18 protein-coding genes are annotated in these 19,793 nt (G+C 72.1%); 3 read left to right on the forward strand and 15 right to left on the reverse strand.

Features of this window, described 5'->3' with window-relative positions; translation table 11 throughout:
- The 5 genes from ACIQMR_RS20575 to ACIQMR_RS20595 all read right to left on the reverse strand — a co-directional run bounded on the left by ACIQMR_RS20575 (nt 1) and on the right by ACIQMR_RS20595 (nt 3,972).
- The gene (locus tag ACIQMR_RS20575; RefSeq protein WP_401389018.1) at nt 1-1,020 is read right to left on the reverse strand and encodes a hypothetical protein; all 1,020 of its coding nucleotides are present in this window, start codon (nt 1,018-1,020) and stop codon (nt 1-3) included.
- 224 nt (nt 1,021-1,244) lie between these two features.
- Complete coding sequence (locus tag ACIQMR_RS20580; RefSeq protein WP_401389021.1) at nt 1,245-2,141, reverse strand: hypothetical protein; 897 nt, start codon at nt 2,139-2,141, stop codon at nt 1,245-1,247.
- Entirely contained in the window at nt 2,105-2,770 is a 666-nt protein-coding gene (locus ACIQMR_RS20585; protein WP_401389024.1) for a peptidase, read from the reverse strand. Before ACIQMR_RS20585 ends, ACIQMR_RS20580 begins: the two co-directional genes overlap by 37 nt.
- A gap of 158 nt (nt 2,771-2,928) precedes the next feature.
- Entirely contained in the window at nt 2,929-3,435 is a 507-nt protein-coding gene (locus ACIQMR_RS20590) for an ATP-binding protein (protein WP_401389027.1), read from the reverse strand.
- A gap of 168 nt (nt 3,436-3,603) precedes the next feature.
- Nucleotides 3,604-3,972 (reverse strand): STAS domain-containing protein, encoded by a 369-nt coding sequence (locus tag ACIQMR_RS20595; protein WP_266378529.1) that lies wholly within the window; start codon nt 3,970-3,972, stop codon nt 3,604-3,606.
- Between the two features lie 228 nt (nt 3,973-4,200).
- On the opposite strand from ACIQMR_RS20595, the gene ACIQMR_RS20600 reads away from it, so the two are divergent.
- The 3 genes from ACIQMR_RS20600 (at nt 4,201) to ACIQMR_RS20610 (ending at nt 8,665) form a co-directional block, all read left to right on the forward strand.
- A complete protein-coding gene (locus ACIQMR_RS20600) occupies nt 4,201-5,172 on the forward strand; it encodes an RNA polymerase sigma factor SigF (RefSeq protein WP_401389030.1) in 972 nt (323 codons plus the stop codon).
- A 144-nt stretch (nt 5,173-5,316) separates the two neighbouring features.
- Nucleotides 5,317-6,483 (forward strand): DegT/DnrJ/EryC1/StrS family aminotransferase, encoded by a 1,167-nt coding sequence (locus tag ACIQMR_RS20605; protein ID WP_401389032.1) that lies wholly within the window; start codon nt 5,317-5,319, stop codon nt 6,481-6,483.
- Nucleotides 6,476-8,665, forward strand: coding sequence for a lipopolysaccharide biosynthesis protein (locus tag ACIQMR_RS20610; RefSeq protein WP_401389035.1), 2,190 nt, complete (start codon nt 6,476-6,478; stop codon nt 8,663-8,665). The genes ACIQMR_RS20605 and ACIQMR_RS20610 overlap by 8 nt, the downstream gene beginning before the upstream one ends.
- Here ACIQMR_RS20610 and ACIQMR_RS20615 read toward each other — a convergent pair.
- From ACIQMR_RS20615 to ACIQMR_RS20660, 10 genes are all read right to left on the reverse strand, one after another.
- Nucleotides 8,640-9,749: a glycosyl hydrolase gene (locus ACIQMR_RS20615; RefSeq protein WP_401389038.1), complete on the reverse strand. Its 1,110-nt coding sequence runs from the start codon at nt 9,747-9,749 to the stop codon at nt 8,640-8,642. The genes ACIQMR_RS20610 and ACIQMR_RS20615 overlap by 26 nt on opposite strands.
- Entirely contained in the window at nt 9,746-10,144 is a 399-nt protein-coding gene (locus tag ACIQMR_RS20620; RefSeq protein WP_266378539.1) for a hypothetical protein, read from the reverse strand. Before ACIQMR_RS20620 ends, ACIQMR_RS20615 begins: the two co-directional genes overlap by 4 nt.
- Nucleotides 10,145-10,219: 75 nt before the next feature.
- Nucleotides 10,220-12,133, reverse strand: coding sequence for a hypothetical protein (locus tag ACIQMR_RS20625; protein WP_401389041.1), 1,914 nt, complete (start codon nt 12,131-12,133; stop codon nt 10,220-10,222).
- 134 nt (nt 12,134-12,267) lie between these two features.
- Nucleotides 12,268-13,092, reverse strand: coding sequence for a polysaccharide deacetylase family protein (locus ACIQMR_RS20630; protein ID WP_401389044.1), 825 nt, complete (start codon nt 13,090-13,092; stop codon nt 12,268-12,270).
- Nucleotides 13,089-14,402: a glycosyltransferase gene (locus ACIQMR_RS20635; protein ID WP_401389579.1), complete on the reverse strand. Its 1,314-nt coding sequence runs from the start codon at nt 14,400-14,402 to the stop codon at nt 13,089-13,091. The genes ACIQMR_RS20630 and ACIQMR_RS20635 overlap by 4 nt, the downstream gene beginning before the upstream one ends.
- A gap of 77 nt (nt 14,403-14,479) precedes the next feature.
- Nucleotides 14,480-15,556 (reverse strand): GNAT family N-acetyltransferase, encoded by a 1,077-nt coding sequence (locus tag ACIQMR_RS20640; protein WP_401389047.1) that lies wholly within the window; start codon nt 15,554-15,556, stop codon nt 14,480-14,482.
- Nucleotides 15,557-15,891: 335 nt separating this feature from the next.
- Nucleotides 15,892-17,238, reverse strand: coding sequence for a hypothetical protein (locus ACIQMR_RS20645; RefSeq protein WP_401389050.1), 1,347 nt, complete (start codon nt 17,236-17,238; stop codon nt 15,892-15,894).
- 185 nt (nt 17,239-17,423) lie between these two features.
- Nucleotides 17,424-18,596: an imidazolonepropionase gene (hutI, locus tag ACIQMR_RS20650; protein WP_401389053.1), complete on the reverse strand. Its 1,173-nt coding sequence runs from the start codon at nt 18,594-18,596 to the stop codon at nt 17,424-17,426.
- 62 nt (nt 18,597-18,658) lie between these two features.
- Nucleotides 18,659-18,928 carry a DUF397 domain-containing protein gene (locus tag ACIQMR_RS20655; protein ID WP_401389056.1) on the reverse strand — a complete coding sequence of 90 codons (270 nt, stop codon included), beginning with the start codon at nt 18,926-18,928 and terminating at the stop codon, nt 18,659-18,661.
- Nucleotides 18,925-19,788, reverse strand: coding sequence for a helix-turn-helix domain-containing protein (locus ACIQMR_RS20660; protein WP_401389059.1), 864 nt, complete (start codon nt 19,786-19,788; stop codon nt 18,925-18,927). The genes ACIQMR_RS20655 and ACIQMR_RS20660 overlap by 4 nt, the downstream gene beginning before the upstream one ends.
- Between the last annotated feature and the right edge of the window lie 5 nt (nt 19,789-19,793).

A 19,793-nucleotide genomic window follows, 5' to 3' on the forward strand; every position in this document is an offset into this window, starting at 1 on the left:
TCACGTGTGTCCCTTCGTCGTGGGTCGGTTCTCTGACGGTGCGGAGTCCGGGGTGAACCACGGCAGTGCCGCGGTCGTGGTGGTTCCGGCGGCGGTGGACGGGGCCGCCGCACGGTCCGGGCGGGGTGCGTCCCGGTGGCGGCCGGGCCGCCTGGGGGCGCCGCGGTGCGGCCGTACGCGGTCCACGACCGCCATCCCGATCCGGAACAGCGCGGCGGGGACGACCACGGCGAGCAGCACCCAGAAGAGCGTCACACCCCAGGGCCTGCCCACGCCCCACGGCTGCTCGACGAGCACCTTCGTGCCGTACTTCACGGAGACCTGGTAGCCGCCGTGCGCCCCCGCCGACAGCTGCACGGGCAGCTTGATCTGCGCTTTCTTGCCGGGCTTGATGGTGCCGCGCCACTGTCGCTCCTCCCACTGCGGGGAGAAGACGCCATGGGCGGTGCCGACCTGGAAGACGGGGTCCTTGACCGGGGCGGAGCCGAGATTGCCGACGGTGAAGACGAGCTCCCGGCTCGGCGGGGCGCCGAACCAGACGAGCAGTCCGCTCGATCCGCGCAGATCGGCGGCCGCGAGCACGGCGAGCCTTCCGTCGCCCGTCTGCTGCGGCAGCGGGGCGGTGGGGTGTCCGGCGACGGTGAACGGGGCGTCCACGAGGGCCTGTTCACCGGTGACGGTGGCCACGTGCACCACGCACGGGCACGGTGTGGGCGGCTCCGCGACCGGCATCTTCTTGCTGAAGGCGCCCTTGGCGTCGGTGGTGACGGCGCGGCCCTCGGCGTTGGCGCACGAGTTGGTGCCGCCGATCACGCCCCGGGCGGGTGTGGATTGCCCGCAGATCAGCATCATCAGCAGGGCGCCGGGCCGCCAGCCGGAGCCGCTGACGGTGATGTCGCCGCCCTTGCCCGCCTGCTCGGCGGAGAGTCTGACGCCTGGTTCGGCGTCCGCTGCGGCGGCGGGCCGTGCGGCGGGGCCCACCACGGCGAGCGGTCCGGCGAGCAGGACGCCGACCAGCACGGCGAGCAGCGCGGCGAGGCGTGGGCCCGGACGTGGACCCGGGCCCGGACGTGGACCCGCGCTCGGGCGTGGACCCGCGCTCGGGCGTGCGCGTCGCCTGCGCCGGGCTTCTCCCGGCCCGGATCGCAGGCGCCGCGTGGGCTGAAGCGCCGGGCCGCGCGCCTCGGACGCGGGCGGGGCTCCTTCGGTGCCGGGGTCGGGGTGCTGGAGGGGGCTGCCGGGGTTCACCGTTGTACTCCCGCCTGTGCCAAGTGCCGTTCGGGGCTGGTCGGTTCGTGCGGTGCGGGCCGTGCGCGGGCGCGCCAGAGTGCCAGGCAGCCGGCCGCCGCGCCGAGCCCGAGTACGCCGGCGATCACCGGGCCCCACCGGACGTACAGCGCGGAGACCGTCGCCTGCGCGGGTTCGGCTCCGGGGGCGGTGGCGCGCAGGGTGATGTCGACGGAGTCGAGGGCGGGACGGTCCGGCCAGGGTTCGCTCAGGTCGAGCCGGCGGCCGGGGCCCAGTTCGACGGGCAGTGCGCGGGCGGGGCGCCGCAGGAGTTCGCCGGTGAGACCGTCGGCCCGCACGGACAGGCGGGGCGTGAGGACGGTGTTGCCTCGGTTGACCAGTGTGTAGCGGATGAGATCGCCGTCGACGCGGACGTCCTCGACGGTGAGCGCGGCGAGTTCGGGACCGCCGACGCGCACATGGACGGGTACGACCACCTCGCGGCCGTCCGCCGAGGCGACGATGCGCGCCGAGCGGTCGCCGGGCGCCGCGGACGCCGGAACGGTCATGGCGAACGGCACGTCGGCCCGGGTGCGGGCGGGGACGGTCACCGGGTTCTCGGCGAACGCGAGCCACTTCGTACCGGTGGTGCTCAGCCGCACCGTCAGCGGCCGGGCACCCCGGTTGGTCACGGACACCCTGTCCTCCAGCACCGTGCCCGGCAGTCCCTCCAGGTAGACGTACGGCCGGCCGCCCACCGCGGGCTCCGCCGTCCACTCCTGCTCCGCGGCCGCGGCCGTGGATGCCTGGGCGGACGGCCAGAGCGCGTACAGCAGGGCGGCGACCGCGGCGACCAGTGGCGCGCGCCGCAGCACGGTCAGCTCGCGGACCGCGGCCCGCGGCGGGTCAGCCACAGGACTCCGGCCGCCCCGGTGAGCAGCACCGTGCCACCGAGCGTCCCGAGCGCGAGCGCGGAGTCGAGAGGGCCGGTCTTCGGCAGTTCGCCGGCCCCGGTGGCCGGCTGGGTGCCGCCGCCGGAGCCCTCGACGTCCAGTTCGAGGGACGGCTCGGGGTTGTTCTTCGGTGTGCAGGTCGTGGTCGTGCCGAGCGCCTTGATGGTGAGCACCCCGGCGGTGAAGGTGACCTTGCCGCTCTTCCCCGGTGTGTACGTGCCCGTCAAGTCATTGATCTTGATGGGGGTGTTGGCGGGGATGGCCTCGGCGTTCGGCGGTCCGGTCACCGGGACCTTGCCCTTCTCGGCGCCGCCGAGCTCGATGACCGCGCTCGGGTTCATGGCTCCTTTGCCGAGTTCCACCGGGCTGGAGGAGACGCCCTTCTCGAAGGACATCGTGAGTTTGTAGCCGCTGCCGCTCTTGGCGGCCTTGATGTCGATCGGGGACACGGCGCCCTTGGGCCCGATCGGCGTCTGGCACTGGTAGTCCACGTCCACGACATCGGCATGGGCGGTGGGTGCGGCCATCAGCACCACCGAGCCCGCCACCGCCGCTGCCAGCGTGAGAGCTGTCCGCTTCTGGTTCGCCACCTCGAGTTCCCCTCATGCCGGAAGTCGCCGAATGTAACTGACGACACATCAGATCGGGCGCTCAAGGTACGCCTGGGCCCTGATGGAGGGAAGACAAAGAGCACGGCGGATCGCCGTGCTCCACAACAGCTTCAAATCACCGGGGCCGCCGGACCGCGCTAGGAGGGAGCCGCGAGCTCCGCCCACACCGTCTTGCCCGGCATTCCGGGTGTCCGCACGACGCCCCAGTCGAGGCAGAGCCGCTGCACGATAAACATGCCGTGGCCGCCGGGCCGACCGGCCCGGTGCGGGGTGCGGGGCGCCGGCTGGCCGGCACCGAGGTCGGAGACCTCCAGCCGGATGCCCTTCGCATCGGTGGAGACCCGCAGCCGGTCCGGGCCCTCGGCGTGCAGACAGGCGTTGGTGACGAGCTCCGAGACGACGAGGAGGACGTCCTCCGCGGCCGCGCGGCGGTCGGCGGAGGCGGCGGGCAGCCAGCCCCAGTCGTAGAGGGCCTGCCGGGTGAAGTCACGGGCAAGCGGAACGATCCCGCTGGCGCTCCCCAGCGCCAGGGTGCGCACCCGGCCCTCGGGCACGGCGGTGTCGGGTCCACCGCCGACTCCGGCGCGGGCGCCGTCGGACTCGGGGCCGCGGTCGCCCGGCGGATGCTGCCGGGTGGTGCTCATCAGCGCTTCACCTCACCGATTCACCAGTTCGCGATTGGTTCGATACAGAGCGTGCGGGGTTCCGCACAGCCCGCGAGGGGTTCCTGGAGGAGTCCCGCGGGGTCCTGCGGTGGTCTTCTGCCCGGCCGGATCGTGACAACACCCACTTGGCCGGTCATGCGGCGGGAGTCACTCGGCCAGCGCCGCTGCGAGCGAGTCGTGGACGGTGAAGACGGCCTCCGCGCCGGTGATCTCGAAGACCCTGGCCACGACGGGCAGCATCCCGGCCAGATGGACCCCTCCCCCGGCCGCCTCGGCTCTGAGCCGGGCGCCGAGCAGCACATTGAGGCCCGTCGAATCACAGAATTCGAGGTGTGAGCAGTCGACCACCAAGCGCACACGGCCTTGATCCAGAGCGTCTTCGAGTGGCGCACGCAACAGATCGGCGGTGTGGTGATCCAGCTCACCCGCCGGTGTCACGACTTCACTCTGGCCTTCGGTCCTGACCTCGACCTGAAGGCGGCCTCGATTCGCACTGCCGACCGTCACGCGGTCCATGCCCGTCCTCTTCGCCGATGACGTTGACGTCCGCAGAACATTACGCCTTCCGTACGCCGATCGGTAGCCGAACTCCCCACCAAATCAGACATATATGACATACGACACTTGCGAGGTGAGGCAAAGAGCGGGTAGGGCTAGTAGGGACACCGACGAACACGGCCGGCTTTGGAGGCGCCGAACACCGCAGCACCAGGAAAGGGCATCGGCAGCCATACGCCGAGAACGATGGAGGAGACCATGTCACCCCGGCTCGACGAAACGCGGACCCCGCACGCGCCGTCGACAGCTCAACACGATCACCTCGAGTCCCCCGAGTTCGTCGGGCGCCCCGCGCACGGCGACGACACGCACGACGGGTACGACCCGCACCACCCCCACCCCGGGCGGCCCGACGACCTCGAACTCCCGGCGCTCCCGCCGTTCGACGAGGTCGCAGCGGTGGACGCGCGGGCGCTGTCGAAGACGCTCTTCGCCCGCCTCGAAGTCCTCGAGGAAGGCACCCACGAGTACGCGTACGTGCGCAACACCCTGGTCGAACTCAACCTCGCGCTGGTCAAGTTCGCCGCCTCCCGGTTCCGCTCCCGCAGCGAACCGATGGAGGACATCATCCAGGTGGGCACGATCGGCCTCATCAAGGCCATCGACCGCTTCGAACTCAGCCGAGGCGTCGAGTTCCCCACCTTCGCGATGCCGACGATCGTCGGCGAGATCAAGCGCTTCTTCCGCGACACGTCCTGGTCCGTGCGCGTCCCGCGACGCCTCCAGGAGCTCCGGCTCGACCTGGCCAAGGCCGGCGACGAGCTGGCCCAGAAGCTCGACCGCTCGCCCACGGTGGCCGAACTCGCCGAGCGCCTCGGCATCAGCAACGACGAGGTCGTCGAGGGCATGGCCGCGAGCAACGCGTACACCGCCAGCTCGCTCGACGCGCAGCCCGAGGAGGACGAGACCGAGGGCGCCCTCGCGGACCGCATCGGCTACGAGGACCACGGCCTCGAGGGCATCGAGTACATCGAGTCGCTGAAGCCGCTCATCGCCTCGCTGCCGCCGCGCGACCGCCAGATCCTGTCCTTGCGCTTCGTCGCGGGCATGACCCAGTCGGAGATCGGGGACGAGCTCGGCATCTCGCAGATGCATGTGTCCCGGCTGCTCGCCCGCACCCTGAACAGACTCAGGAAGGGGCTCACCGTCGAGGAGTGACCCCGCACCACCGCGCACGAAGGCATCGGCCCCGAGGCCGTCCGAAGGGCCCGTTCCGTCAAGGGACGGGCCCTTCCGCCTTATTGACGGTGCGGTCCGGTATGGGCCACATTGAGCCCGGGGATCTGGGGGGACGGTGTGGCCATGGGGGAGGCGCTGGAAGCGCGGATGCGCGACCGCCTCGGCAGGGAATGCCTGTACGTGCCGTCGTGCCGGCTCGGGCTGTACGTGGCGCTGCGCCACTGGTGCAGGCCGGGCGGCCGGGTGCTGATGTCGCCGGTCAACGACGACGTCATCCTCTTCGTGGTGCTCGCCGCCGGACTCCGTCCCGTCCAGGCGCCGCTCGATCCACGCGACGGCTCCCTCGACACGGCGGCCGTTCCCGCCTCGGTGTGGCCGGGTCTGTCCGCGGTCATCACGACGAATCTGTACGGCAATCCCGATCCGGCACCCGAACTACGCGCCCGCTGCGACGCGTTGGGCATCCCGCTGCTCGAGGACGCGGCGCACGCGATCGGTTCCCGGGTGGACGGACGCCCGGTCGGGTCGTACGGGGACGCGTCCGTGTTCAGCCTGTCCAAGCACACGGCCGCGAAGACCGGTGGCTTCCTCACGGTCGCCGACCCGGCGCTGCGGCGTGCGCTCGCGGAGGCCCGCGACGATCTCCTCGTCCCGTCCCGGCTGTCCTCCGAACTCGCCTACGCCTTACGGCCGTACGCGGAGGCCGGTGTGCGCGGTCTGCGGCTCGTGCGGGCGGCGCGGGCCGTGATGCGGCTGCTCGGCATGGAGGAGCGCGAGGAGATCCGGATGCCGCTGCGCGCGGACGAGCTGAAGCAGGCGCTGGCGGCGGCGCCCGCGCTGCGGCCGTTCAACTCCTGGGTGAGGGTCGACATGCACGACTACCGGATCGCCCCGGGGCGGGCCCGGCTCAGACGCACCGGCCGTCTCCTGGACCGGCTCGACGACCGTCTGGACGCGCATCTCGACGGCACCCGCCGACTGCTGGCGAGCCCCTGGGGCGCGCCGGGCCCGGGCCCCCTCCAGCCGCTGTTCCGCGTTCCGCTCCTGGTCGCCGACCGTGACGCGGCGATCGCCGCACTGGCCCGGCACCGCATCACCACCGGCTATCTCTACGACCCGCCGCTCGACGACTACGCCGGCGAGCTGTTCACGGACGTCTCCCCCTCCCCCGAACCGGCACGCTGGTTCGCCCGCCACGCCCTCCCGGCGGACCCGCTCAAGGCCGACCGGATCATCACGGTCCTGCGGGAGTCGGGCGTGCGCCCGGCGAAGGCGCCGCGCGGTGGCTGATACGACACGCCTGCGCAAGACCGGCACCGACGGCGAGGGGACGCCCGAGGACGCGGTGCCGCCGGCCGGCGGACAGGGGCCGCCGGCACCGCCGGAGTCCGCGGGCGGGGACTCCATGTTCCGCAACGCCTATGCCCTGATGCTGTCCACCGGCGTCTCCGCCGCGCTGGGGCTCGGCTTCTGGCTCGTGGCCGCGCGGTACTACACGGAGGAGGCCGTGGGACAGGGCTCGGCCGCGATCGCCGCGATGCGGCTGCTCGCGTCGATCACCGCGACCACGATGATCGGCGCGGTCGTGCGGTATGTGCCGAGGGCCGGACGGGCCACCGGGCCGCTGGTGTGGCGGACGTACGCGGTGAGTTCGGCCGTCGTGTGCGTGGCCTGTGCGGGCTTCCTGGTCACGCTCGATCTGTGGGGGCCTTCCTACGCGCCGCTGCAGGGCGTCACCGCCGGGCTCGTCTTCACCGCCGCCTGCGTCGCCTGGGCGCTGCTCACCCTCCAGGACGGAGTGCTGACCGGGCTGCGCAAGGCGGTGTGGGTGCCGGTCGGCAACGCCGTGTTCTCCATGGGCAAGCTGCTGCTGCTCGTCGTGTTCGCCACCGCCCTGCCCGTACTCGGCGTCTTCGTGTCCTGGGCGGCGGCGATCGCCCTGTCCGTACTGCCGCTCGGCTGGCTGGTGTTCCGCCGGCTGATCCCCCGCCAGGCCGCCGCCGACCGCGACCGCGAACCGCCGCGCATGCGGGAGATCGGGCGGTTCCTGGCCGGGGACTCCGTCGGTGCGCTGTTCTCCCTCGCGATGATCAATCTGCTGCCGGTGATGGTCGCCGTCCGCTTCGACGCGGCGCACAACGGCTTCTTCTACATCGCGTACACCGTGGGCGGCACGATGGAGTTCATGGCCATCAACATGGCCTCGTCGCTCACCGCGCACGCCTCGCACAGCCCGGACAGCCTCGCCGAAGGAGTGCGCGGGGCGCTGCGGCGGATGGCGTTCCTGCTCGTCCCGGTCGTCGCCGTCCTCGTCGTCTTCGCCCCGCAGATCCTCGCCCCCTTCGGCTCCGACTACGCGGAGCACGGCACGACCGTGCTGCGGCTGCTGGCCGTCGCCGCACTGCCCCGGGTCGTCGTCGAGCTGTACATCGGCGTGCTGCGCGTCCAGGGGCGTACGGGCGTGCTCGCGGTGCTCCAGGGCGCCATGTGCACGCTGGTGCTGGGCAGTGCGGCCGTGCTGCTCGGCCTGGTCGGGATCTCCGGCGCCGGCCTGGCGATGCTGCTGTCCATGGCGCTGATGGCGCTCGTCTCGGCGCCGGGGATCCGGGCGGCGCTGTCGGGGCGGGAGCCGGGGCCGCCGCCCCGGGCCGCCCGGCGGCTCCGGCGCCGGAGCCGGTCCGTCGCCGAGGAGTTCGGCACCACGTGGGCGCGCACGGCGGCCGAGCGGAGGGGTACCGCGGCGGCGTCGCAGGACCCCGAGTGGACGCGGGAGACCGTGTATCTGCGGGGGGTCCACGAGGCGGCGACCCCGGCGTTCGGGATCTCCGTGTACGCGGCGCCGGAGCCGCCCCGGGACGGGCGGCGCGACGAGTCCTGGACGGTCACCTGGCTGTGGCTGCTGCTCGGCCTCGCCGCCGGGTTGTTCTGGATCCCGCTGTCCCGGGCTCAGGACGTCCCGGCCGGACATCTGTCGGGCACGGAACTGCTGCACGCCCTGCCGCCGGTCACGGTGACGGCCGGCGTGCTGCTGGTGGTCGTGTGCAGCGCGGCCGTGTCACTGCGGCGCCTGCGGCCCGGGCTGCTCGCGGCCGGGCTGCTCACCACCGTCGCCGCGCTGCACACCGCGCCGCTGCTGCTGGGCGTCCGGCCGCACCCCGCCGCCGGCCCGGGGCACGCGGCGCTCGCGGATCTGTTCGCGGAGGCGGCCGGGCTGGACGGCACGGCCGGCGTCCTCGCGGTCCTCCCGGCCGTGCTCCAGCTCCTCTGCCTGGCCCTGGCCACCACCGCGCTCCGTGCCCTCGCCGTGCCCGACCGGGTCACGGCGGGCGCGGTGTGGGTGCTGGCGGTGGCGGGCTGGGCCGCCCAGGACGCCTTCGCCGCGGCCGCGCTGCCCGTGCTCACGGGCTTCTTCGCGGCGGCGGTGGCGGCGCTGGCGTACCGGCGTGTCAGCGGTTCGGGACGGGCTGCTTGAAGTAGTCGTCCTGGCCGGCGATCCGGTAACCCTCCAGCCCCGGGCCGTCGTTGACGGTCAGGTCACAGCCCTCGCCCGGTACCGCACGGTTCCAGTGGACCATCGCCCTCACCTTCGGCATGGTGCGGACGACCTCGGGGACGGCCGTGTACCAGTCGCGCTGCCGGTCGGGGTCGGCCGGATCGGGGACGGTCGCGAACTCCGCCATCATCAGCGGCTTCTCGTCGGAGATGTTCGCGATCAGCCAGTCGTGGCTGGGCCGCTGGCTGCGGTCGAAGTCCTTCCAGTCCGTCGTGTTGTGGCAGGTGAAGTAGTTGTACTGGTCCATGGCGAGCCAGTCGACGTAGTCGTCGCCCGGGTAGAGCCGCTTCATCTCCTCCGCGCTGCCCAGATAACCGGAGACCGTCCACACCCACACGACGTTGCGGGCGCCGAGCTTCTCGAAGCGGTCCCGCAGATGGCGGTAGGCGGCGACGTACTCCTCGGGCGTTCCCGCGCCCTCCTTGATACGGGCGTCGACCTCCTGGTCGAAGGAGAGGAAGACCCGCTTCCCGTACGCCTTGATGCGACGGATCTGCGGGTCGATGATCTCGGTGTCGTGGCGCCCCGACGCGATGTTCCGCCAGCCGAGCTGGGTCTCGGTCCAGTTCGCGTGGTGCGGTTCCTTCCACACGGTGGACTCCCAGGCGAGCATCAGCAGCCGGTCCCTGCCGAGCTCCTGCTCGTCGGGGGTGAGCAGCTGGCCGTCGAGCGTGTTCCCCGACATGTCGTGGTACGTGTACACGAGGTCGAGCCTGCGCCCGATCTTCTTCTCGAACGCGTACACCGGTGCGGTGAGCGAGCTGTTCGAGTCGTACGGGATGTACGCGCCCCACCAGGCGCCGCAGCGCGGGACGAGCGCGGCGTCCGGCGCACACGGCCCGGTGAGGGGTTCGCCCGAGACGGCGTTGTCCGGCAGGCCCTCGTCCGCGGTGCCGTCGCCCGCGGTGGCCCAGATCCCTAATCCGGCGAGCAGGGCGGCGATCGCGGCGAGGACGACGCCGGCGTAGGCGCGCCGCTGCGGGCCGGGGTGATGCGCGTTCATAGGCCACCGGCCCTGGGTTTATGGCGTTCGACCGCTCCTCGTGTCGCGGCCGGCAGCGGCAGTCCGGGGAGCGCGGACACGATCGTCGCGAAGGCGGCGAGCGGCAGCAGGAAGGCGGTCGCCGAGAAGCCCTCGACCAGGAACAGCGAGGTGGCGGTGAGCACGCCGAGGGCGAGGCTGATCGGTGCGGCGAGCGCGAACGCCTCCAGTCGGGCGGCGGGGCGCAGACCGCCCGGTTGTGGGTGGAGCAGCGCGAGGCCCGGCCCGAAGCACACGAACAGGAGCACCGGTATCCATCTCAGTGGCGATCCGCCGGGCAGCAGGGTGGCCGCGAGCGCCACCCAGCCGGACAGCGCCATGGCGGCTCTGAGCTGGATCTCTTTCGGCTTCGGCATCAGATCTCACCTCACTGGTGATCGGTACGGCTGTCGGTGTCGGTGTCGGTATCGATGTCGATGTCGCCGTCGCGGTCAGGGCCGCTGCCGGTAGGCGAGAACGACGCCGTACGGGTGTTCCTCGACGACGGTGAAGAGCGGCGACGCGGACAGCCTGCTGCGCAGTGCGGAGAAGCCGCCCGGCGGCAGGAGGCCCTCACCCGCCGTGTAGATGTCCTGGGTGCGGGTGAGGACGACGTACGCCCGTGTCCCCGGCGGGATGCCGTCGGCCAGATAGCGGGCCGGGTCGGCGAGCATCTTCTCGTTCTCGGGGAGCTCCTGCTCGGCGAAGAACCAGTGCTCGAGCTGGTCGTAGCGGTGCAGGGCGCGCGGGAAGGACCCGGTGGCGGCGAGGATCAGCGCCCCGTCCGGGGCCCGGTCGATGGCCCGGGTGACCATCGCGGTCTCGACGGGCGCGGTGTAGTACATCTTCTCCTTGCCGTAGTACGAGGGCAGGAACCCGGCGGCGAGGGCGACCAGTGCCACGGGCAGGGCGACCGCGGCGATGCGCCGGCGCACGGCCTTCGCCCGCGCCGAGGTGCCCTTGGTGCCCTTGGTGCCGCGAATGGCGCCTGTGGCGGGGACGAGAGCGGCGGCGGCGAAGAACGCGGCTCCGGGCAGCCCGAACAGATAGACGCGGAAGAGCATTTCGCCGCCGTAGTCGTTGACGGCGAACAGCGGCAGCGGCGCCACCGACACCAGCAGCAGCGGCAGCGCGCTGCGGGTGAGCCGCCTGCGGGCGAACACGGCGACCGCGGCCAGTACGGCGATCGCGAGCACCATCAACACGCTTGCCTGGCCGCCGAGTTCGGGGCCGGGTCCGGTGAGCTGCCCCGCGTAGCCGGCACGGGAGTTCCGGGTCAGTTCGCCGATCGACTCGCGCAGGGTGCTGAGGGTCTCGGTGAACAGCGGCCGCCCCATGGTCAGGTCCCAGGTCAGCATCAGCAGCCCGGCGACGACGAGGAGCCCGTAGTTGCGGTAGCGGCGGGTGAGGGAGAGCGCGAACAGCGAGGCGCACAGCATGACCGGGGTGAGCTGGTGCGCGGCGTTGATCGCGACGATCAGCGGGGCGAGGATCAGCACGCAGACCGCCCGCTGGCGCCGTCCGGTGGGCGGCGGCACGGTGGCCGCGGCCGGATCGAGCCACGTACGATCGCGCAGCCTTCCGGCCGAGCCGGGCAGCACGAAATGGCGCAGCACCACGGCCAGTACGGTCAGATGCAGGATGTAGGCGAATCCCTGCGGGGCCAGATAGTCCTGGCCGACCCAGTTGGCGAGCTGGAAGATCCAGACGGCGGTCCACACCAGCCGCCAGTCCTCGGTGAAGGTGCGGTAGAGCAGGACGAGGACCGGCATCAACAGCAGACCGAGCACGACCGGCGCCCAGTTGAGGTACGAGGCCGCGCTGTCGACGCCGAAGGCGCGCACGAGCGCGGCGTTGAGACCGAAGAAGCCGGGCCACTGGTCGTACGCCGACATGTTGCCGGACAGGGCCGCGTTCGGCCGCAGTTCGCCGTTGGCGAGGAGCATGTCGATGACGGCGTCGTGCTTGGAGGCCCACGGGTAGCGCACCGAGTCGTACAGCACGGCGGGTGGGGCCTTGAGGGCGAACAGCAGCCCCACGCAGTACGCGGCGGGCCACCAGGGCGCGGTGCCCGCGCGGCGCAGACCAAGCAGGAAGCCACCGGTCAGGACCAGCAGCGAGACGTAGTAGACGGCGGGCAGCCGGTCGAGGAGGCCGTAGTCGCCCATGGTGCGGAAGCCGATGCGCGGCAGCGCGTACGCCCACAGGCCGAGGCCGAGGAGCAGCGGCAGCCAGGTGAGGTCGGGCAGGGAGAGCCGTCTTCGCGGCCGGGCGGTGTCGTCGGCCGGTGGTTCGTGGTCCGCGGCAGGCTTCACGGGCGGCAGCGCGCTGCTCCCGGCGACCGGTGTGGGCACGCGTTGCTGCACCGTGCGACTCCCCCCACAGAGGTGGGCGCGGCCGTCACGCCGCTGTCCCCATCAGCGAAGTATAGGAACCTGATTCGTTTTTGGGCGGCTCTCGACCAGATTCACCCGTCGTCCCGCCCCGCTGCCCACGGTCCTCACCCGGCGAACTCGGGGCCCTTCACGACCGCCCGCGCTCTTCGGTAGAGCCGCCAGCCCATCGTGGGCAGCGAGTCCGGGTAGGGCGCGGCCCGCGCGCCGGTGCCGTCCATCCACGCCTCGATGTCGGCGACCGTGTGGCCGCGGCGCAGGATGAGCCGGGCGATCCGGTACGCCTCGTCCGTCTCCGAGCTGAGCGCGTGGCGTACGGCCACGGCGGAGTCGTAGCCCGCGGCGTGCGCGGCACGGCGGACGGCACGGCTGTTGTAGCCGTGCGGATAGGCGAGATGACGCACCTCATGGCCGAGTGTGTCCTCCAGGACCGCCTTGGAGTGGCGCAGTTCGTAGCGCAGTCGGCGCGTGCCGAGCGTGTCCAGCTGCGGGTGGGTGACGGTGTGCGCGCCGACCTCCATCCCGGACCGCTCCAGGAGCGGCGCCTGCGCGAGCGTCATCATCGGGGCGGGCGGCAGCAGGCTGCGCAGGCCCGGTGTGATGGCGCCGGTGGTGAGATACGCGGTGGCGGGAAGGCCGCGGGAGGCGAGCGCCTCGGCGGTGGGTCCCGGCAGATCGGCGAAGCCGTCGTCGAAGGTGAGGACGACGGGCCGGGGCGGCAGGGGCGCGCCCCTGCCGGCCAGGTGGTCGGCGAGGTCGCTGATCCTGACCGGTGTACGGCCGCTGGCGGCGACGGCGTCGAGCTGGGCGCCGAACTCCTTGGGCGTGACGGTGAATTCGGCGATCCAGTCGGGCGGGTCGTCCATGACCGCGTGGTAGAGCAGAACGGGAATGAGCGGTGGCGTCCGGGGAGACGTCCGTGGTGTCGTCATCTGTTCTCCCAGGGGAGCGGCAGTCCGCGTACGCGTCTGCGGGCCTTGGCGTACCCGATCGGGCCTGCCAGCATGCCGCGCCGCTCCAGCCTGGAGAGACTGCGCGGCCAGGGGTGGCTGTCGGTGCCGTGCTCGCCGGGCACACCGTCGGGGCCGCCGTCCCGGTGGGCGGTCATCGCGCGGGCGTGGGCGAGGCCGCGGGGCAGCCGGGCGAGCAGCGCCGGGAGGAGGTCCGGGCGGCGTGTGATCAGCGCGGTGAGGTAGGCGGTGAGGCCGGCGCCGTAGCCGTACGCCTGGTTGCGCAGGTCCTGCGGGGTCTCACGGTGGTGGTGCCAGACCAGCGCGTCGGGTGTGTACCGCAACCTGTGGCCGTCGGCGAGGATCCGCACGAAGGCGTACAGGTCGTCACCGCCGCGGGCCGCGGTGCCAGTGCCGGTCGCCGGGTCGAAGCCGCCGACTGCCTTCAGCGCGCGGGTACGGAACGCCATGTTGGCGCCGGAGCCGAAGCGGCCCGCGGTGAACGGGAACAGCGGCTCGTCGGCGGGCGGCCGTGCGGGGTCGTAGGTGCGGGGCGCGAAGCCCTTGGCGAAGCCGCCGTGGCTCTCCAGCAGGATCTGCGCGGGCGTGCCGAGCCGCGCGGGGAGGATGAGCCCCGTGACGCAGCCGATGCGCGGGTCACCGGCGAACGGCGCGGTGAGCGCGGTGAGCCAGTGCGGGTCGGCGACGACGTCGTCGTCGGTGAAGGCGATCACGGCGCCGTCGGCGGCCGCGACACCGCGGTTGTGGGCGACGGCCAGCCCGGGCACGGGCTCGTGCACGTACCGGACGCGGTCGGAGCGGTCGGAGTACTTGCGCTCGACCAGTTCGCGGGTGGCGCCGGTGACCGGAGCGTTGTCGACGACGACGATCCCGAAGTCCGGATGGTCCTGCGCGAGCAGCGAGTCCAGCGCGCGGGCGAGCAGGTCGGCGCGCTCCCGGGTGGCGACGACGACGCTGGTGCGGGGCAGATCGCCGTGGGGTTCGGGCTCGGGCGCCGGGACCGGGCCGAGACGCTCCCGGGCGAGCGCGGCGAGCGTCCCGGCCGGGTCGGCGCCCTCGGGCACGGTCCCGGTGACGGTGCCGACGGGCCGGCCACGGTGCCGTACGAGCACGAACACGTCGCCGGGCCCGACGGGCGCCCCGCCAGGGCCGGGCCGCAGCGCGAGCACGCCGTGGCCGGATCGGGGGCCGGGACCGGTGGTGTCGGCGGCATCGGTGGTGTCGGTGCCGGGCGGGGCGAGGGCGTCGAGGTCCAGCTCGGCGACCTGCATGGCGCGGATCGGTCGCGGTGTGCGCGGCATGGGTGTCGTCCCCCCGGGAGTGGTGTCGTTCCGAGCTGTCCGGCGGGTCATTCGCCCCGAAGCCGGCCTATCCGGTTGAGCGTCTTCTGCGCGTATCCGGCCAGTCGTGGCCGGCTGCGTACGTAGCTGTGCGCGCGCCGGGCGGGCTCGCGGCCGAGCCAGTAGAGCGCGGCACGGGCCCCGGGCCGGGTCGACGAGCCTTCGTGGACGTGGAGTTCGCCGGTCTTGAGGGCGTCCTTGTACTCGGCGGCGCCCCGGCCGAGGTCGAGCATGCCGATGCCTTCGGCGGCCGCGGCCTCGGCCATCCGCAGATGGAGGACCAGCCCGGGCGAGTACTTGGCGTAGGCGGTGTCGTACGCAGGGAACCAGCAGGACAGCACGGTGCGCGAGCGCAGTCCGAAGTGCGCGGCGACGGGCCGGTCCGCGGCGTACAACACGGAGAGCACGCCGGAGCAGTCGGGCGCACGGGTCTCGTGCAGCCGGCGCACGAGCGTGCTGATCCAGTCCTGGGCGAAGCGGTCGCGGCGGCCGGTCCTGCGGTACTGGGCGGACTTCCAGTCCATGAGCGTGCGCAGCGCCTCGGGGTCGCGTTCGTCGAAGACGAACCTCACCTCGCCCGCCTGACGGGCAAGTTTGCGCTCCTTGGCCATGGTGGTGCGGAAGAACTTGGGAGACCGCTCGCGCAGCCGTTCCTCGTAGACGGCGTAGCCCTCGCCGACGTCGATCACGGGCGAGGCGAACTCCTCGGCGCCGTCCGGGGCGAAGAGGCCCTGTCCGGCCTCCAGGTTGTCGAACTCCCAGGCGGACAGCGAACAGGCCCGCAGCAGTTCGCGCGCACCGAGGCGCAGTCCCGGCCGCAGCACGGCCCCCTGGCAGTCGGACACTCCCAGCCCGACGGCCCGGCCGTGCCCGAACGGCCCTTTCTCGTACGGGAAGAATCCGGCCGGGATCCCGTCCTCCTCGATGACCGCGACCCTGGCGCCCGGCCGCACCCCGGCGACGGCCAGGGTGAACTCGGGTTCCATGAAGGGGCTGGCCGGCGATCCGGACTTGGCGCGCAGTTCACGCCAGGACTCGGTCTCCCCCTCGTCCAGCTCCCCGGGCTTCACGACGCGAATGCGCACACCGCTCAACTCGACCCCCCGGTCTCCCCCTTGAGCTTCCCCGGGACAGGACGGTACCGGCCGGCACAGCCCCGGGACAGGGCGCGAAGGTCAAGCTGTGACCAATACGTGAAGAAGCGTGAAGCTCTGTGAAGGGTGGGGCGAATGGGACGTGGTGCGGCCGCCGACGGGCGGGGGTGGTCCGGGCGCCGTCCCTCCCGTGCGGGAGGTCGGATGGACGGCGCGGCCCCCGCCCGGCGGCGGCCGGGTCGGTGCGCCCCGGACCGGTGGTGCGGCTCAGGGCGGCGAGCGGTTCAGCAGTTGCGGTTCAGCAGTTGCGGTTCAGCACTCGGAGGTCAGCCGATGCAGCCGGGCACGGCTCCGGCCGGGGCGCAGTTGTTGACCTCGTTGTCCTTGACCTTCGTCCGGATGAGGTCGACGGTGCTGCCGGGCTCTTCGAAGATGCCGCCGCCGTCCCCAGCCCTGTTCCGTACGACCTTGGAGTCGGTCAGCGTCGCGGTGCCGTCGTCGTTGTACAGGCCGCCGCCCTGGGAATCCGCGGCGGTGGCCTTGTTCTCCTTGATGACGGTGTTCTCGACGTTGAGGGTCGCGAGGTTGACGATGCCGCCGCCGACGCCTCCGTCGTCGTTGGCCGTGTTCTTGGTGATGCTGCTGTTCTCGATGGTGGTGATGCCGCTGGTGACGAGACCGCCCGCGTTGGCGGCGACGTTCCCCTTCACCTCGACGCGGTCGAAGTTCGTGACGATGCCGGGGTCGGCGACGATGAACAGGCCGCCGGCTTCACCGACAGCGACGTTCTCGTTGATCTCGCTGCGGATGAACGTCGCCGGGGTGTTGTTGGTGAAGACTCCGCCCACGTCGTCGGTCGCCCTGTTCTTGTTCACGGTGGTGGAGCGGAGGGAGAGGGTTCCCCCCTCGGTGGCGATGGCCCCGCCGAGCTCGCCGATGTTCCTGTCCACACTGCTGGAGTTCAGTCGGACCTCGGTCTCCGACGCGGCAATGCCCCCGCCCGCTCCGTCGGCGGTGTTCTTGTCCACGCTGCTGCGGGAGGCGACGACGGTCGAACCGTCGGCGGCGAAGACCGCGCCACCGGCGTCGTCGGCGTGATTGCGCGTCAGAACGGTCGACTTGAGGGTGAGACTGCGGCCTTCGCCGACGAACACGGCGCCCCCCTCATCGGTCGAGGAGCCGTTGCGGACGACGAGTTCGGAATCCCCTCGGCCCCCGTCGATGCCGTGCTGGGCGAGGACTTCGTTCGCCATGGCCGCCGTGCCCCAGCCGTCACGCCCGCGTCCTTCGCCGTCGAGGGTGAGGGCCCCGGCCGGGTCGGCGACCTCGAAGATGCGGAAGTCGGGGACGCCCACGGCCGAGGAGCGTTCGATGACGCTGTCCTTGCCGCCCTTGATGGTGATGGGCGTGATGATGACGGGCAGGCCATTGGGGTCCCCGCTGGGGCCGACGTTGTTCACCTCGACCAGCCGGTAGACGCACTTGCGGGCCAGCTGGATCGTCCCGCCGCCCGCGGCGTTGGCCGCGTCGATGGCGTCGATCAGTGCGGCGACGGAGCAGGGGATGGCGGGCGGTGAATCCGACGGGGCCACCGCCTGCGCAGGGGCGACCGGGACGAGGGCGAGGCCCAGGGCCAGGGCGGTGGCGCCACCCGCTCGCGGGACGAATCTCATGGCAGCTCCAGGGGTGAGGGAGGACCGGCCCACCGCAAAGTAGGCACCCCTGGAGCAGGACACGGCGCAACACACCCCTCAGGGGCGGGCGCCACACCGATGCCGCCCCTACACCAGCCGTAAGGCCCTGGCCCAGCACCCGGACGCGCCACCGGAGCGCCACCGAGGCGCCCCCGGTGACCGCCTCAGACCAGCTGGGTGCCCCGGCGCCACACGGCGGAGACCAGCGGTACGCCCGGGCGGTACGCCAGGTGGACGTGCGACGGGGCGTCGAGGACCGCGAGATCGGCACGGGCGCCGGGAGCGAGGCGGCCGATGTCGGTACGGCGCAGGGCCGCCGCACCGCCCGCCGTGGCGGACCAGAGGGCCTCGTCGGGCGTCATTCCCATGTCACGCACGGCGAGCGCGATGCAGAACGGAACGGAAGAGGTGAACGACGAGCCCGGGTTGCAGTCCGTGGACAGCGCGACCGTCACACCCGCGTCGATCAGGCGGCGGGCGTCGGGCCACTGGGCGCGGGTGGAGAACTCGGCGCCGGGCAGAAGGGTCGCGACGGTGTTGCCGCTCGCGAGCGCGTCGACGTCCGCGTCCGTGAGGTGGGTGCAGTGGTCGGCGGACGCCGCGTCCAGCTCGACGGCGAGCTGAACGCCCGGGCCGTACGTGAGCTGGTTGGCGTGGACACGCGGGGTGAGGCCCTTCGCCATGCCGGCGGTGAGGACCGCACGGGCCTGGTCACCGTCGAAGGCGCCCTTCTCGCAGAACACGTCCACCCAGCGGGCGTGCGGCGCGCAGGCGTCGAGCATCTCGCCGGTGACGAGGGCGACGTAGGCGGCGGGGTCGTCGGCGAAGTCCGGGGACACGACGTGCGCGCCGAGGTAGGTGACCTCGTCCGTGTGCCGCGCGGCGATCCGCAGCGCCCGCTCCTCGTCGTGCGTGGTCAGCCCGTACCCGGACTTCGTCTCGAACGTCGTGGTCCCCTGACGGAGGGCCTCGTCGAGGTAGCGGGTCAGGTTCGCTTCCAGCTCGTCGTCGGTGGCGGCGCGGGTCGCGGCGACGGTGGTCCGGATGCCGCCCGCGGAGTAGGCGCGACCCGACATGCGGGCGTTGAACTCCTGCGTGCGGTCCCCGGCGAAGACCAGGTGCGAGTGCGAGTCCACGAACCCGGGGATGACGGCCCGGCCGCCGGCGTCGTGCACCTCGTCGGCGGCGGGCGCGTCCGCCGACCGGCCGGTCCAGGCGACCGTGTCGCCGTCGAGGACGAGCGCGGCGTCCTCGATCAGTCCGAGGGGGCCGTCACCTGCGGCGGGGTCGTTGGTGACGAGGCTGCCGATGTTGGTGATGAGGGTCGTGGTGCTCATGCTTCCTCATGTTTCCACAGCGGCCCACGGGCGCCCGCTCGGCCCTGCTACCGGCGGCGGTACTACTCGGAGGCGTACGCGAGGAAGCCTGTCCAGGCGGCGGGGCCGACGGTGAGCCGGGGGCCGTCGGGGTTCTTGGAGTCGCGGATGTGGATGGTGGGGCAGGAAGGGCTGGAGGCGACCTCGACGCAGTCATTGCCATCGCTGCTGTCGCTGTAGTTGCTCTTGGTCCAGGCGACCTCGACGCAGTCGTCACCTTCGCTGCTGTCGCTGTAGCTGCTCTTGAACCACTGCAGCAGCGGGCCATCCGCGGCGGAGGGCTTGAGGGTCATGTCTCTCCCAGCACTTGCTCGATGAAGGCCAGCGACTCTCGTGGCGAGAGAGCCTGAGCCCGGATGATGCCATAGCGCAGTTCGATGATCCGGAGCTGTTTCAGTTCGGACACCGGGCGGCTGCTGAATACGCCCTCCGCGCGGCCAATAGCCGTGCCGTCACTGAACTTCAGCACTTCGATCACACCAGCCATTCCCGCATGGCCTTCGTGGTCGGTCGGCATCACCTGAATCTCAACGTTGCACAACCGACCGATCTCCAGCAGATGTTCGAGCTGTCGACGTAGCACCATTCTGCCTCCGATCGGGCGGCGCAGCGTCACCTCTTCCTGGACGAAGCTGAGCTCGGGAGCGGGCACCCGTTCGAAGATCGATTGCCGAGCCACCCGAGCCGCCACCATCCGCTCGACCTCATCCTCGGGGTGAGCAGGTCGCCGCGTCCGAATCAACGCCCGCGCGTACTCCTCCGTCTGTAGCAGGCCGTGGAGATTGTGGGTGCGGTACGCCTCAAGCTGGACCGCCTGTGCCTCCAGCTTCGCCAGCTCCCGGACCTTCTTCGGGTACCGCGCCTCCGCCAGCAACTTCTTCATGGCCGCGACCTTGCCGCCCGCCCCCAGCACCTGGTCCACCTTCTCCAGGTACTCCGGCCTCGGGATCCGCGCCCCGCGCTCCACCTTGCGGATCAGGTCCTCGCTGTACCCGATGCGCTGCCCGAACTCCGTGACCCGCAGCCCCGCGCCCTCGCGCCAGAGCCGGAGCTGGCCGCCCGCCATCTCCACCACCGGCGCGATCTCGTCGTCCGGATCGACGTCCCAGCCGGGCTCGTCCACCCCGCCGTTCACGTCCGTCGCACTGTCCATCCCGC

The sequence above is a fragment of the Streptomyces sp. NPDC091376 genome (assembly GCF_044757085.1).
GTDB lineage: Bacteria > Actinomycetota > Actinomycetes > Streptomycetales > Streptomycetaceae > Streptomyces > Streptomyces pratisoli.